This is a genomic window from Planctomycetota bacterium, from assembly GCA_038746835.1.
GTDB lineage: Bacteria > Planctomycetota > Phycisphaerae > Tepidisphaerales > Tepidisphaeraceae > JBCDKH01.
This window is the reverse complement of the sequence record JBCDKH010000093.1, coordinates 1-13,244: the sequence shown is the minus strand read 5'-3', so window position 1 is coordinate 13,244 and position 13,244 is coordinate 1. Positions and strand designations below refer to the sequence as shown.

General features: G+C 66.4%; 15 protein-coding genes. 5 read left to right on the top strand and 10 right to left on the bottom strand.

The window, feature by feature from the left end:
- Positions 1-155: 155 nt before the first annotated feature.
- From gmk to AAGI46_10290, 5 genes are all read right to left on the bottom strand, one after another.
- Complete coding sequence (gene gmk / locus AAGI46_10310) at positions 156-782, bottom strand: guanylate kinase (protein MEM1012595.1); 627 nt, start codon at positions 780-782, stop codon at positions 156-158.
- A gap of 38 nt (positions 783-820) precedes the next feature.
- Positions 821-1,720: a YicC/YloC family endoribonuclease gene (locus AAGI46_10305; protein MEM1012594.1), complete on the bottom strand. Its 900-nt coding sequence runs from the start codon at positions 1,718-1,720 to the stop codon at positions 821-823.
- An 81-nt stretch (positions 1,721-1,801) separates the two neighbouring features.
- Positions 1,802-2,179, bottom strand: a complete 378-nt coding sequence (secG, locus tag AAGI46_10300; GenBank protein MEM1012593.1) for a preprotein translocase subunit SecG — start codon at positions 2,177-2,179, stop codon at positions 1,802-1,804.
- A 192-nt stretch (positions 2,180-2,371) separates the two neighbouring features.
- Entirely contained in the window at positions 2,372-3,127 is a 756-nt protein-coding gene (gene tpiA, locus AAGI46_10295; GenBank protein MEM1012592.1) for a triose-phosphate isomerase, read from the bottom strand.
- A 20-nt stretch (positions 3,128-3,147) separates the two neighbouring features.
- Positions 3,148-3,918: a carboxypeptidase regulatory-like domain-containing protein gene (locus AAGI46_10290; protein ID MEM1012591.1), complete on the bottom strand. Its 771-nt coding sequence runs from the start codon at positions 3,916-3,918 to the stop codon at positions 3,148-3,150.
- Positions 3,919-3,986: 68 nt separating this feature from the next.
- On the opposite strand from AAGI46_10290, the gene AAGI46_10285 reads away from it, so the two are divergent.
- Both AAGI46_10285 and AAGI46_10280 read left to right on the top strand, forming a co-directional pair.
- Positions 3,987-4,298: a hypothetical protein gene (locus AAGI46_10285; protein ID MEM1012590.1), complete on the top strand. Its 312-nt coding sequence runs from the start codon at positions 3,987-3,989 to the stop codon at positions 4,296-4,298.
- A gap of 9 nt (positions 4,299-4,307) precedes the next feature.
- Entirely contained in the window at positions 4,308-5,507 is a 1,200-nt protein-coding gene (locus tag AAGI46_10280; GenBank protein ID MEM1012589.1) for a phosphoglycerate kinase, read from the top strand.
- A gap of 6 nt (positions 5,508-5,513) precedes the next feature.
- Here the strand turns inward: AAGI46_10280 and AAGI46_10275 are convergent, their stop codons facing one another.
- On the bottom strand, positions 5,514-6,041 hold the full coding sequence (locus tag AAGI46_10275) for a rhodanese-like domain-containing protein (GenBank protein ID MEM1012588.1): 528 nt from the start codon (positions 6,039-6,041) through the stop codon (positions 5,514-5,516).
- Positions 6,042-6,633: 592 nt separating this feature from the next.
- Here AAGI46_10275 and AAGI46_10270 point away from each other — a divergent pair.
- Positions 6,634-7,071 (top strand): hypothetical protein, encoded by a 438-nt coding sequence (locus tag AAGI46_10270; protein MEM1012587.1) that lies wholly within the window; start codon positions 6,634-6,636, stop codon positions 7,069-7,071.
- Positions 7,072-7,177: 106 nt separating this feature from the next.
- On the opposite strand, the gene trpC is transcribed toward AAGI46_10270, so the two are convergent.
- Complete coding sequence (trpC, locus tag AAGI46_10265) at positions 7,178-7,987, bottom strand: indole-3-glycerol phosphate synthase TrpC (GenBank protein ID MEM1012586.1); 810 nt, start codon at positions 7,985-7,987, stop codon at positions 7,178-7,180.
- A gap of 45 nt (positions 7,988-8,032) precedes the next feature.
- Between trpC and AAGI46_10260 the strand changes: the two genes are divergently transcribed.
- Positions 8,033-8,929 (top strand): CPBP family intramembrane glutamic endopeptidase, encoded by an 897-nt coding sequence (locus AAGI46_10260; GenBank protein ID MEM1012585.1) that lies wholly within the window; start codon positions 8,033-8,035, stop codon positions 8,927-8,929.
- Between the two features lie 239 nt (positions 8,930-9,168).
- Here AAGI46_10260 and AAGI46_10255 read toward each other — a convergent pair whose 3' ends face one another.
- The 3 genes from AAGI46_10255 to tdh form a co-directional block, all read right to left on the bottom strand.
- Entirely contained in the window at positions 9,169-11,061 is a 1,893-nt protein-coding gene (locus tag AAGI46_10255; protein MEM1012584.1) for a penicillin-binding protein 2, read from the bottom strand.
- A 95-nt stretch (positions 11,062-11,156) separates the two neighbouring features.
- Entirely contained in the window at positions 11,157-11,576 is a 420-nt protein-coding gene (locus tag AAGI46_10250; GenBank protein MEM1012583.1) for a hypothetical protein, read from the bottom strand.
- 49 nt (positions 11,577-11,625) lie between these two features.
- On the bottom strand, positions 11,626-12,660 hold the full coding sequence (gene tdh, locus AAGI46_10245; protein MEM1012582.1) for an L-threonine 3-dehydrogenase: 1,035 nt from the start codon (positions 12,658-12,660) through the stop codon (positions 11,626-11,628).
- 72 nt (positions 12,661-12,732) lie between these two features.
- On the opposite strand from tdh, the gene AAGI46_10240 reads away from it, so the two are divergent.
- On the top strand, positions 12,733-13,244 hold a 512-nt coding region (locus tag AAGI46_10240; protein ID MEM1012581.1), incomplete at its 3' end, for an FAD-dependent oxidoreductase.

Genomic DNA, 13,244 nt, shown 5'->3' with positions numbered 1-13,244 from the left:
GAGCGATGCCCCGGAGCGACGTCCGAGAAAGGTCACTCCACCGACGCGTCCGGGGCATCGCTCCGCTCAACCCTCGGCGTCACGATTCGGTCGATGCTCAACCAGTCAAGTCGGAAGCAGGAGCCGATTCAATCTCATCATCCGTATCAGTCCATTTACTGCGCCGTCGGTGGATCGAACAGCCCAGGTCCCTGGCTTTGCTCGACGTCGCCAAGGTGCTCGCCTTGGCGGTAGCGGACCAGCTTCTTGAGCTCACCAACCGCCTGCTCCAGATCGTCGTTGACCAGCATCGCGTCGAACGCCCGGCTCCCCTTGGCCATGTGGATCTCACGCCGGGCCGCTCGGTATCGCTTGGCGATCACCCGCGGCTCGTCCCGGCCTCGCTCGACGAGCCGGTCGTAGAGCGTCTTCTCCGTCGGTGGGAGCACGAAGACCAGCAACGCTTCGGGGTAGTGGTACCGCACCTGCAGCGCGCCCTGCACGTCGATTTCCAGCAACACGTCTCGCCCGTCGGCCAAGTAGTCCAGGGCCGGATGCTTCGGCGTGGCGTAGTAGTCGTCGTAGTTCTGGGCGTATTCGAGGAACTTCCCAGCATCGAGCCGTTCGAAGAAGACGTCCTCGCTGACGTGCTCGTATGCCTTGCCCTTGTTGTCGCCGGGACGCGGCTCGCGCGTGGTGACGGCCGGCACGTACGCGACGCCGAGTTCGTCCGCCATGCGCAGCGACAGCGTGCTCTTCCCCACACCGCTCGGGCCGCACAGGACGATCAACTGGCCAGGCATGGCAGAGACTAGCGCGACAGATGCACGCGTCTCCGGTCCTACTCCACGTTCTGCACCTGCTCTTTGAGCCGGTCGACCAGACCCTTCATCTCGACGACCCGGCCGGCGATGTCGGCGTCGTTGGCTTTGGAGCCGATCGTGTTTGCCTCGCGCAACATCTCCTGGGCGATGAAGTCGAGCTTCCGGCCCACGTGTTCCTGGCCGTCATCGGACAGGCTCTGGCGGAACTGTGCGACGTGATGGCCGAGGCGGTGCAGCTCTTCGCTGATGTCGCTCCGCTCGGCGAAGACGGCGACTTCCTTCAGCAACTCGGACCGGTCGATCTGCAGATTGGCCTTGGCCAAGAGCTCGTTGACGCGGGCCTGGACCTTGTCGTGGTACTGCTCCACCACGCCGCCGGCCCGCGTGGCAATCGCGTCGAGGTGGCCTTGCATCTTGTCGAGGTGGCCGACGAGGTCCTTCTCCAGGGCGTCGCCTTCGGACTTGCGCACCACGATCAGCCGATCGACCGCCGCGTCGGCCAGGGCGGCGAGCTGCGCACGCGTCTCGGGTGACGTCACACCGACCGACACTGGCTGGGGCGCGTCGGTCGGACGAACCACGCCTGGCACCGACAGCACGGCCGTCGCGTCGACGTCCAAACCCAATGCCGACAGCTGCGACATCACGTGGCGTGCGAGGTCCTCGTCGATTTCCACCGCTGCCGCCGATTTGGCGGTGTCTTCGTCATCCACGATCTTGACGGCGAAGTAGACGCTGCCGCGACCCAGGCGGCGGCGGAGCAGCGATTCCAGCTCCGGCTCGGCCGACGAGAGGGCGTCGGGCAGACGGATGACCGCCTTGAAAAAGCGGTTGTTCAGGCTCTTGACCTCGACGGCGACGGAGAGGTCGCCCACTTCTCCCTGGGCGTCGCCGAAGCCCGTCATGCTTTGGATCATGCGTCAGTCCGCCGGGGTGCGCCCCCAAGTGTGGAAGGTCTCGTCGTGCAGGTCGCCCCCGACCAGTTGCCCACACCGTAACTAATCGGCAGCCGGTGTGACAGGCGGGTCGAGAATCAGCGTGTCGTCGTCATCGGGCGTCGTGCTTGTGCCCTCGCCGGATTCCGCGCCGTCGACCTGAGTCTCACCCTCGTCCAGGACCAGCGTGTTGTCGGCCGCGACCGCATCGCCGGTCCAGATCAGGACCATGCTCAGCAGGAGGAAGATCACGAAGACGCCCGCCGTAACCCACGTGAGCACGTCGCCGGTCTTGCTGCCGAACGCCGTGTTTCCGCCCGCTCCGCCGAACGCGCTGCTGAGCCCACCGCCGCGACCCTTCTGGATCAGGATCAGCAGGATCATGAAAACGCAGACGAATCCGAAGATCGGAGCCAGAATGTTGTAAAGGACGTTGGCCATGGCAGGGGCGAGACGCTCGCGGCGGGAAGGTTAGGCAGCGGAACGCTCAGCCGCACAGGGGTTCGACCGAGCGGGCGTCATGCTCAATCCGTCATCCCGAGCGCAGCCGAGGGACCTCGTTTGCTCTGCGTCGCGGGCCCCAGGCGAGGTCCTTCGACTCGCTGTGCTCGCTCAGGATGACGGAGTGGGGGCTCAGCCCTTGGGCTGGGCGGCTTCCAGGATCGGGCGGAACTGCTCGGCCTTCAGGCTGGCGCCGCCGACCAAAGCTCCGTCGACGTCTGGATTGGCCATCAGCTCGGCCGCGTTGTCCGCCTTGACGCTGCCGCCGTAGATGATGCGGACGGCATCGGCGAAGTCGCCGCCGAAGTCTTCCTTCACCTGCTCGCGGATGTACGCGTGGACCTCCTGTGCCTGCTCCGGCGAGGCCGTCTTGCCGGTGCCGATGGCCCAGACGGGCTCGTAGGCGATGACGACGCGTGCCGGATCGTCCAGCTTGGGCGACAGCTCGCTGAGCTGCCCGTCGATGACGCCGAAGGTCTGGTCGGCCTCGCGTTGCTCGAGGGTCTCGCCGACGCAGTGGACGAGCGTCAGCCCCGCGTTAAAGACGGCGGACGCCTTCTTGGCCAGCAGCTCCGTGGGCTCGTGGAGCACGTGACGGCGCTCGCTGTGGCCGACGAGGCAGAACCGGCAGCCGATGTCCACCAGCATCTCGGCCGAGACCTCGCCGGTGAAGGCACCCTTGCTCTCGAAGTAGCAGTCCTGGGCCCCGAGCATCACCTTGTCACCCAGGTGCTGCTTGACGGCGTCGAGGTAGACGAACGGCGGGGCGCACCCCTCGTCGACGCCGGGATGCTCCTCGGCAGCGAGGAGCTTCGCCAGCTCGATGCCGGCGGCGCGGTCGAGGTTCATCTTCCAGTTGCCGGCGACGAAGGGCGTGCGAGTGGCCATGCCGGCAGAATAGCGAGCCACTAGCTCTGCGGCCGGGCGTAGGTGAAGTCAAGCTGCGTCACTTCATCACCGACCGTCAGGGTTGCCGACCGCTCGCCGAGCAGTTCGTGCCACGTGGTGACGTCGTACTCGCCGGCCGGCACCTGGGCGATCTCGAATCGGCCGTCGGTGTCGGTCGTCGCGTAGAACGGATGGCCGAAGACGCGGACGTAGGCCGTCATCCACGGGTGGATGTCGCACTTGACGACGAAGGGGTCGCTCTCGGGCCGGTTGAACGTGACGGACTGCCGGGTGCCTCCGGTGGCGAAGATGAGGTTCTGCCGCTCGTTGTTTTCCGGAGCGAACCGCACGTTGTGCCGCATCGGATCGCCGTTGGCGACCTCGAAGATCTGCTGGATCTGCACGCCCTGGACACGCGGGACGAATCGGCAACCGGTTTGATCCAGCTCGGCCGGCGTGCGTGCCTGGCCGGTCGAGTCGACCACCTGCTCGCCGTCGAGGTAGACCAGCACGTTCGCCAGTCCGCCGTCTGCAGAGACGACCAGCGACTCGTCAACGACCTCGCCGCAGGCATCGCTCTCGCCGACGATCTTCACGTCCGGCATCGGCCCGTCGTAGCTGACGGTGCCGGAGATGGTGCCGCTGCCGTAGACGGGCTCGGCGAGGGCCACGGGACTTTCCAAGCCGCTGGAGTTGTCGCTGCGGCAACCCTTCATGTCGCAACCCGCCACGCCGACCAGGCACGAGAGCATGGCAACGCGGGAGACGATGACACCAGTCCTCTTGGGCATGACGCCAGCGTAGCGGGCCTGCGATCCGCACGCCGACCTGCGGCAAGCCGCCGCTCGTACCGTCACCGGTGGCTGACGACTTCGTCATCGACGACACCGACGACCTGGACGAGGAGGCCCGCGAGGCTCAGCGGCTGCGTCAGGTGCGTCGCGATCGTCAGCGGATGCGACGGCTGGACGAGCGGCGGTCGACCTCTCGCGTGGCCGCACTTGGCGTGGTGCTGTGTCTGTGCGGGGCATACGCGGGCGTGCTCGCCTACCCGCGATACCGCGCCGCCGACTGGCCGGCCGCGATGGCGATGACGCTGCTGGCTGTCGGCTGTGTCCTGGCGGGTCGGCATTTGTTGTCGCGGTGGCGGCGACTCGTCGGCCGGTATTAGAGTCGCGGCATGACCCTCCAAGACCTCGACGTCGCCGGCAAGACCGTGCTGATGCGTGCCGACTTCAACGTGCCGCTCGATGGCAGCACCATCACCGACGACCGGCGCATCACGCAGGCGATGCCGACGATCAAGAGCATCGTCAGCCGCGGTGGGCGACTGGTGCTCATGAGCCACCTCGGTCGGCCGAAGGGCGAGCGGAAGCCTGAGTTTTCCCTGAAGCCCGTCGCAAACTACCTCCACCAGCACAACGCCGGCACCAACGTCCACTTCGCTGACGACTGCATCGGCGACGGCGTCAAGGACCTCGTCGGCAAGCTCGGCGACGGTGACGTCCTGCTTCTCGAAAACCTCCGCTACCACAAGGGCGAGGAGAAGAACGAAGCCGACTTCGTCGACGCGCTCATCACGGCCACGCTGCCCGACGCGTACGTCAACGACGCCTTCGGCACCGCCCACCGCAACCACGCCAGCACCTACGGCGTTCCCGCAAAACTCAAGGAATCGGGCAAACCGATGACCGCCGGCTTCCTCATCGAGAAGGAGCTCCAATTCCTCGGCGACGCCGTCAGCCAGCCACAGCGGCCGTTCGTTGCGATCCTCGGCGGGGCGAAGGTCAGCGACAAGATCAACGTCATCGAAGAGCTGCTGACCAAGGCCGACACGCTGCTCATCGGCGGGGCGATGGCATACACGTTCTTCCTGGCCCTGGGCAAACAGGTCGGCAACTCGCTCGTGGAGAAGGACAAGGTCGACCTCGCCAAATCGCTGCTCGATAAGGCAGGCGGGGTGGGCGGGAAGATCAAGCTGCCCGTCGACACCGTCATCAGCGATCGGATGACCGACGACGCAACGACCAGCATCGTCGAGGGCGACATCCCCGACGGCATGGAGGGCTTCGACATCGGCCCCAAGACCCGCGACAGCTACGTCGGCGAGATCAAGCAGGCCAGGACCGTCATCTGGAACGGCCCGATGGGCGTTTTCGAGAAGACCCCCTTCGCCGCCGGCACCCAGGCTGTCGCCGACGCCTGTGCCGCTGCGACGCGTGAAAGCGGTGCCATCACCATCATCGGCGGCGGCGACTCTGCCGCGGCGGTCGAGAAGCTCGGCCTCAGCGAGCACGTCAGCCACGTCTCCACGGGCGGCGGGGCGTCGCTGGAGTTCCTGGAGAAGGGCCGATTCGACACGCTCGATCTGCTCAAGTAGCCGGCCTCACGCGGCGGCCGGCACGCGGTTCCATGGCATGAGCGCCAACGCCTTGGCCATGCCGCACCAGCCGCTGACGCCGGCGAACGTGAGCCCCGTGCCGATGAACGCGGGGACGATCAAAAACCAGGGCGAAACGACCACCCCGAGCAGCGTGCCCACGGCCGTCACGCTGCCGGCGGTGATCTGCACCTGACGCATGATGTCGATCGCTCCGCCGGAGGACTTGACGGTCCGGCCGCCGGCTTCCTTCCACGCCGGCAGCCCGCCTTCCATACTCCGGCCAAAGCCCGCCTTCGCCGCCGCCTGGGCCGAGCGATGGCCGCTACGGCACTGGAAGATGATGCTCTCCGGCGGCGTGCCGTTCAGCTCGCTCCTCAGCGACTCCGCGTCCAGCTTCGACAGCGGACAACTCCGCGACTCCGGCACGTGCTCCGCCCGCCGCTCGAACGGCTCCCGCACGTCCACCAACACGGCCCGCCCGGCTTCCACTTCCCGACGAGCTTCCTCGGCAGAGACGGTGGCGACGCTCATGGCCGACGCTACGCCAAGTCCCAACAAGCTCACCGCCGACCGATCGAAAATGGCCCACGTGGAGCGCGCACCACGCGGTGCGCCGCCGGCCCAGTTGGTCGCCGCCGAGTCTCCCCGCGTACCCGGCCACGACCCGAGAACCACCCCAAAACCACCCCGGCCGACCGCTCGGCGTCCCTGCCAAGACCAAGTCCGCCGACCGCCCGGCCGCGGACGAGGCAGAACTGCGTCAATCCGTCCCGCCGGCCGCCACGGCGCAGCGCAGCTCAAACCCGTCACTAACTGTTCAGGAGCAGAATGCCAAGACCGTCATGCCTTCGAATCTGGCGTTGAGTCAGTCAGGCAAGCTCACTGGACTGCTGACGCTGGTGCGATGCCCAGTTGCCACAAGTGGCAGGGAACGAACCCGTGAACTCCTTCGCCCGCTCCATCTCCGATTGTTCGTGCTCGGGCCGACCCGGAGTAACGGGCGAATGACGCGCCAACGTCCGAAGCAAACCAGTGACCTCCGCGTCAACCGTACGAAGACTGCCCATGACCGCCTATCTGGCGACCTGATCCGGGAGCTACTCTTGACTCCTCCCGAAGACGCATGCAATGGCCCGCCGGAAAACAAGCGATGCATGACAGTCGTCGCTACTGGTGCGGTTCCTGCATCATCTCGCTTTTGGGATGGCTTGTACCGCTAGCTGTATTATTACTTCAAGTTTTTGCGGTCGAGGAAGTACACCCAGACTTTGATAGCTGGCTGGGACTTATCCTTGCTGGTGTGGCAGTGCAGTCCATACTACTAACAACCATGCTTGGTTTCTGGTTTTACTATCGGCACGTCGCGATTGTGTTTAGCGATAATCAGGTCCAAGTCTTCAATAAGGGCCAGCTCAAGCGCGTGCTCGATCGAAGCCGAGTGAGCCGCCTCATCATCGGACCAGGCGGCGTGGCCGTCTATGTGAAAGGATTCGGCTTCGGCGCGGCCGTCCCATTTGCACGGTGGGCGAATAGTCCTACAAGACAGGATGGGCCTCTGTAGGTTGACACGACGTCACCTGGATCATCGTGTTGAATGCAGGCGCAAATCCACAATTCATCGAGGCAACAAGAATTGTGGAACAAACACGGACATCACCTTTATAGCCTCACGCCAACAGCAGCCGGGTCGCCTGTTCGACGTCGGGTTCGCGCATCAGGCTTTCGCCGACGAGCATCGCTCGGACGCCGGCGTCGGCGAGTTTGGCGACGTGGTCGCGGGTGCTGATGCCGGACTCGCTGACGAGGACGCTCTTGTCTTCAACCAAGTCGGCCAGACGCAGGCTGGTCGACAGGCTCGTGTGGAAGGTGTCGAGGTCGCGGTTGTTGATGCCGATGAGGCTGTACGCGTGATGCGGGAAGCCGATGACGGTGTCGCGGACGCGGATGAGGTTTTCCATCGAGTGGACCTCGATCAGTGTCGTCATCCGAAGCTCCGTCGCCAGGATCTGCAGGTCGATCATCTCGTTGACCGCCAGGGCCTCGGCGATCAGGAGAATCGCGTCGGCGTCGTTAGCCCGGGCCTCCCAGACCTGGTACGGGTCGATGATGAAGTCCTTGCGGAGCACCGGCAGTGTCGTCGCTTCGCGGGCCTGTCGCAGGTAGTCGAGGCTGCCGCGGAAGTACTGCTCGTCGGTGAGGACGGAGAGGGCGTCGGCCCCGCCGGTCTCGTAGGCGCGGGCGAGGGTGGCGGGGTCGAAGTCCTCGCGGATGATGCCGGCAGACGGGCTGGCCTTCTTGATCTCGGCGATGAGGTTCAGCGGCTTGCCGCGGTCGACGCTGACGGCCTGGAAAAAGTTGCGCGGGCGGTCGGCGTCCTTGGCCCGCTGCTTCATCTCGTCGACGGGTACCTCGGCCGACCGCTGGGCGATCTCCTGCCGTTTGGTCTCGAGGATGCGCGGCAGGATCGGCTGGGCCATGGCAACTTTCTCCCGCAACACGCGGTGACGTAGCGTGCGGCGGCGATGCTAGAAGCGGCCCACACCCTGTCAAAGCCGCTGGCTCAGGCGACGCTCGACGTCGGCGACGTGCCGGAGCTGACGCTGCCGTTCGCGCTCAGGCTGCTGGCGGGGTTCCTGGTGGCGAGCGTCATCGCCACGATCGTTGCAGCGCTGCTGGGTTTGCTGAAGCGGCCCGAGCCGTGGCGGCCGCGGGTTGAGGGCATGCCGGGCGTCGCTGGCCTGATCGTTGGTTTCGTCCTGTTGCTCGGGTCGATGGTGTTCGCCGGGATCGTCGCGGCCGCTCTGGGTTGGACCGATTCGGACAACCCGCTGCACGGCACAGCAATCGGGCTAGTGCTCTACGGCAGCTACATCGTCGGCGTCGTCGTGTGGCAGGTCGTCGCGCGACGCCAGACGCTCGACCTCGGCCTTCAGCCGGGCAAGCTGCCGGGCGGCTTGCTCGGGACGACGTGGCTGGTCGTGATCCTGCCGTGGGTGTGGGTGGCGGTTATGGCGACGCTGGCCGTCCGGCTACTGCTCGATCAGCCGACGGACGAGGCGCATCCGCTGATCGACGCGATGATGTCGGCCGACGATCCGCTGGTGCTCGTCGTCTTCGTCACCACGGCCGTCGTCGCCGCACCGTTAGCGGAGGAGTTCTTCTTCCGGGGCGTGATGCAGACGGGCTTCATCGCCGGGCTTGCCAAGATGCTCGACGAGCGGCCGGCGCGGTGGATCGGGATCGTCGTGACGAGTCTCTTGTTCGCGGTGATCCACCCGCCATTCAGTTGGCCGGCGATCTTCGTGCTGAGCCTGTTTTTGGGCTGGCTCTACGAGCGGCGCGGGAATCTCTGGACGCCGGTAATGGTCCACGCGGGCTTCAACGCCTTGTCGACGGGCATCGCGCTGCTGGCGCGGTGAGTTGCTCCGTTCTCCTGAGCGAGCGCCGCGAGTCGAAGGACCTCGCTTGCTGACTGGGCGCGTTGCTCTTGCTTCTGACAGCGAGCCCCGAGCGTGAGCGAGCGGGTCCATCAACCGCACTGACCCGCTCGCTCACGCTCGGGGCTCGCGGAGTCTCCGGGACCGTGCACGTCTGGGCGTCGGCTCATGTCAAAACACGACGAGTTCCCTCGGCTGCGCTCGGGATGACGAAGGGGTCGCTACTCCTCTTCGGCTTCCAACGCGGGCGTCGTCTCGAGGTGGGGACCGTTGCGGAGGGTGCGCTTGGGCTCGTAGTGCCGCGGGCCGTAGTAGTTGTGGAGGTCGTCGTGGATCGCCTCCGGTGGCTCGTCGAGTTGCGGGCTCGGCGGGACGGCGAGGACGGCGAGCGACTGCTCCAGGATCCGTGCGGCCGTACCGCCGGCGACCTGGCCGCCGTGGTAGCCGAGCTCTTTGAGCGGCTGGTCGACGGTGACGCACAGGACCAGCCGCGGCGATTCGTACGGCCCGCCGCCGATGAAGCTGGCGAAGTACTTCGTCTCGCTCTGTCGGCCGCCTTCGGACTGGTGGGCGGTGCCGGTCTTGCCGAACAGGTTGTACCGGTCGCTGCGGGCGTGCCGGGCCGTCCCGCGGACGAAGACGTCGGCAAGGATGCGCCGCATCTGCATCGCGGCCTCAGGGTCGAGGGCGACGCCTTGCAACCCACGCGGCGTCGGCGTGACGGTGCCGTCGCCGTCGATGGTCCCAGCGACGAGGCGCGGCGAAACGAGGTATCCGCCGTTGGCAAAGACGGCCGTCGCGCGGGCGAGCTGCGCGGGCGTGGCGAGCATGGCGTAGCCGAAGGCCATGCTGCTCTGCGTGTACTTGTCCTGCGGGTTTTCATAGAGCAGGCCGCCGTGTTCGCCGCCGAGTCCGAGCTTGGTTTTGCTGCCGAAGCCGAAGCCTTCGAGGTGTTCGCGCGTTTCGTCGTACGTCATGCGTCCGACGGCCTTGGCCATTGCGATGTTGGAGCTTTTGACGACGACGTCCCAGCCGACGAGTTGCTCGTAGCCGTAGTCGTCGGTGACACGCCTGCCGTTGTCGAGTCGGGTCGTCTTGCCGGTGACGAAGACCTCGTCGACGCTGGTCACGCCGGTGTCGAGCATGGCCGCCATGAGGAACGGCTTGACGACCGAGCCGGGCTCGTACGGGTCGACGATCGCGCGGTTGCGCCGGTCAGCCACGTCGAAGTCGCCGGGGAAACGCGGGTCGTATTCGGGCAGATTCGCCAGGGCGAGCACGTCGCCGGTGTGCGGATCGAGCACGACGCAGCTGGCACCCTCGGCCTGGAACGCCTCGACCGTTGCGGCGAGTTCGCGTTCGACGATGTGCTGGATGCGTGAGTCGAGCGTGAGGACGAGACCGTTGCCGTGCGCGGGCGGGCGAACGCCGTCGGAGAAGCTCTGGATGGCGCGCCGTCGCTTGTCGCGGATCGTGACGACCTTGCCGTTCTCGCCGGCGAGATGGTCGTCGTGCTTGGCCTCGATGCCTTCGAGCCCCTGGCCGTCGCGGCCGACGGTGCCCAGGACGTGCGAGGCGAGCCGGGCCATCGGATAAGAACGTCGCGGCGAAGGCTGGCTGGCGATGCCGCGAAGATCGAGCGAACGGGCGTACTCGACGGCCGCCTCGGCGACGTCGGCGTCCATCTCGCGGGCCAGCGGCACGTACCGCTTGTCCGGCTCGCCCGTCACGGCCAGGGCGACCTTGTCCGGGTCGGCGGCGATGCGATCGGCGACGCGCTCGAGCGACATGTCTAGTTCGATCAGCGGCCGGCCAGTCTTGGCGAACTCGTCGTGCAGGAACTTCGGGTCGGCGAAGACGTCGCGCTCCAGCGTCGTCCCCGCGAGCATCAGGCCGTTGCGGTCGAAGATCGAGCCGCGCCTGGCGGCGAGTCCGCTGACGGAGCGGTGCTGCTTTTCGACGCGCTCTCCCATCTCCGCGGCGAACTGCGTCTGCAGGTAGACCACCCGGCCCACGAGCCCGAGCATGCCGAGCGCGATCAGGCCCAGCACGAGCCCGATTCGGCCGGACGAGATCGGCGGGGCAATGTCGACCGAGTCGTCGGCGGTGGTCATAAGCGTGGCGAAAGCGGGTCAGCGACCGATAAACCGTGCAGTACGGTGCATCGACACGAACCCACTCCGCCCGCCAGTTGTCGAGACGTTGGCCGTTACTCGGAGAGCTTCTCCCGGTTGAGCGTGCCGAGGGTTGGCTGGTCGCTGGGGTTGGGGTCGTTGGTAGTGAAGGCGCCGAAGGCCCAGAGGAGGCAGAGGGCGAGGAGGAGGACGATGGCGGCCATGAGGATGGGGACGCCGTAGCTGGTGGCGTCGCGGGCGGTGGGCAGGGCGTTGGTGTCGGCCATCGCCGCCATGCGGGCGGAGCGCTCGTGGTCGCGATTGCCGAGCCTGCCGGTGGTGGATGACGTTCGATCGCTGCTGTGCGACACATCGGCCGGCGGACGACTGGCGCCGGGGTAGTGCGGCGTGGGGTCGTGTTGATGAGCCGTTTCCGACGCCGGCTCGGCGTCGGCTAGCGGCACTATCGACTCGTCCCGCGGCATGGGCGGGACGGGCTTCACGTCGTTGCGCATGAGAACGATCTTAACGCAAGGCCCGTTCAGACAGAGCCACAGAAGTCGCTCAGCCGTCCTCGTCCCAGGTCAGCAGCACCTTCCCTGATCGACCGGACCGCATGACGTCGAACGCTTCCTCGTAGTCGCGCGCCGCGAACTTGTGCGTGAGGATGCCAGAGATGTCGAGCCCGCTTTGGAGCATCGTCGTCATCTTGTACCACGTCTCGTACATCTCGCGGCCGTAGATGCCCTGGAGCGTGAGCATGTTGAAGACGACGGCTTCCCAATCGACGGCCGTGTCGTTGGACGGAATGCCGAGCATGGCGATCTTCGCGCCGTGGGCCATGTTGGCGATGGCGTCGTTCAGCGCGGCGGCGCTGCCGGACATCTCGCAGCAGACGTCGAACCCCTCGGCCATGCCGAGCTCTTTCTGCACGTCGGCCAGCTTCTCGTGCCGCACGTCGACGGTCCTCGTCGCACCGAGCTTCGCGGCGAGCTTCAAACGATCCGGGTTGAGGTCGGTGACGACGACGTGCCGGGCCCCGGCGTGTCGCACGACCGCCGCCGCCATGCAGCCGATCGGGCCGGCACCGGTGATGAGCACGTCTTCGCCGAGCACGTCGAACCGCAAGGCCGTGTGGACCGCGTTGCCCAGCGGATCGAAGATGGCCGCGACGTCGCGATCGATGTCGTCCGCGTGATGCCAGACGTTCGTCATCGGCAGCGCGACATACTCCGCGAACGCCCCCGGCCGATTCACGCCGACGCCCTTGGTGTGCGCGCACAGATGACGCCTGCCCGCGAGGCAGTTTCGGCACCGGCCGCACACGACGTGCCCCTCGCCGCCGACGACCATGCCGGGTTTGAAGTCGTTGACGTTGCTGCCGACCGCGACGATCTCGCCGACGAACTCGTGCCCGACGACCATGGGCACGGGAATGGTCTTCTGGGCCCACGCGTCCCAGTTCCAAATGTGCACGTCCGTCCCGCAGATGCCGGTGCGATCGACGCGGATGAGCACGTCGTTGATGCCGATGGTCGGGACCGGCACCTCGCGCATGACCAGGCCGGGCGCACGCTCCGCCTTGACCAGGGCACGCATCGATTCCGGCACGTCCATACTGAAGCGTACTCCCGCACCACAGGCCTCGAATCATCTCAGTAGACTTGGGCGATGACGTCTCACGCCGTGGTGGTGAACGATCAGCAGTCTCGGCTGAACGAGACACGCGTGGCGCACGTCGTCGAAGTCTCGCAAGAGGACGACGTGCGCCTGGGTCTGCAACAAGCGGAGCGGCTCGGCCTGCCGGCCGCGATCTGTGGCGGGCGCCACGCGATGGGTGGGCAGCAGTTCGCAAAGGACGGCCTACTGCTCGATATGACCAATTTCAACAGAGTGCGGTCGCTCGATGCGAACGCCGGGCTCGTCGAGGCGGAAGCCGGCATCTTCTGGCCGACGCTGTTGACCCGGCTCGACGAGCTCCAAGATGGCGTCGAGGTCCCGTGGTCGATCCGTCAGAAGCAGACGGGCGTCGACGATGTCAGCCTCGGCGGGTCACTCGCCGCGAACATCCACGGCCGGGGGCTGCGCATGCGGCCGTTCGTGGACGACATCGAGTCGTTCAAGCTCATGAACGCTGGCGGAGAGGTGCTCCGTTGCTCGCGGACGGAGAACGCCGACCTCTT

Excerpts from the sequence above, each read along its gene's own strand:
- gmk (MEM1012595.1), bottom strand. The coding sequence starts at position 782 with ATGCCTGGCCAGTTGATCGTCCTGTGCGGCCCGAGCGGTGTGGGGAAG.
- AAGI46_10305 (MEM1012594.1), bottom strand. The coding sequence starts at position 1,720 with ATGATCCAAAGCATGACGGGCTTCGGCGACGCCCAGGGAGAAGTGGGC.
- secG (MEM1012593.1), bottom strand. The coding sequence starts at position 2,179 with ATGGCCAACGTCCTTTACAACATTCTGGCTCCGATCTTCGGATTCGTC.
- tpiA (MEM1012592.1), bottom strand. The coding sequence starts at position 3,127 with ATGGCCACTCGCACGCCCTTCGTCGCCGGCAACTGGAAGATGAACCTC.
- AAGI46_10290 (MEM1012591.1), bottom strand. The coding sequence starts at position 3,918 with ATGCCCAAGAGGACTGGTGTCATCGTCTCCCGCGTTGCCATGCTCTCG.
- AAGI46_10280 (MEM1012589.1), top strand. The coding sequence starts at position 4,308 with ATGACCCTCCAAGACCTCGACGTCGCCGGCAAGACCGTGCTGATGCGT.
- AAGI46_10275 (MEM1012588.1), bottom strand. The coding sequence starts at position 6,041 with ATGAGCGTCGCCACCGTCTCTGCCGAGGAAGCTCGTCGGGAAGTGGAA.
- AAGI46_10270 (MEM1012587.1), top strand. The coding sequence starts at position 6,634 with ATGCAATGGCCCGCCGGAAAACAAGCGATGCATGACAGTCGTCGCTAC.
- trpC (MEM1012586.1), bottom strand. The coding sequence starts at position 7,987 with ATGGCCCAGCCGATCCTGCCGCGCATCCTCGAGACCAAACGGCAGGAG.
- AAGI46_10260 (MEM1012585.1), top strand. The coding sequence starts at position 8,033 with ATGCTAGAAGCGGCCCACACCCTGTCAAAGCCGCTGGCTCAGGCGACG.
- AAGI46_10255 (MEM1012584.1), bottom strand. The coding sequence starts at position 11,061 with ATGACCACCGCCGACGACTCGGTCGACATTGCCCCGCCGATCTCGTCC.
- AAGI46_10250 (MEM1012583.1), bottom strand. The coding sequence starts at position 11,576 with ATGCGCAACGACGTGAAGCCCGTCCCGCCCATGCCGCGGGACGAGTCG.
- tdh (MEM1012582.1), bottom strand. The coding sequence starts at position 12,660 with ATGCGTGCCCTGGTCAAGGCGGAGCGTGCGCCCGGCCTGGTCATGCGC.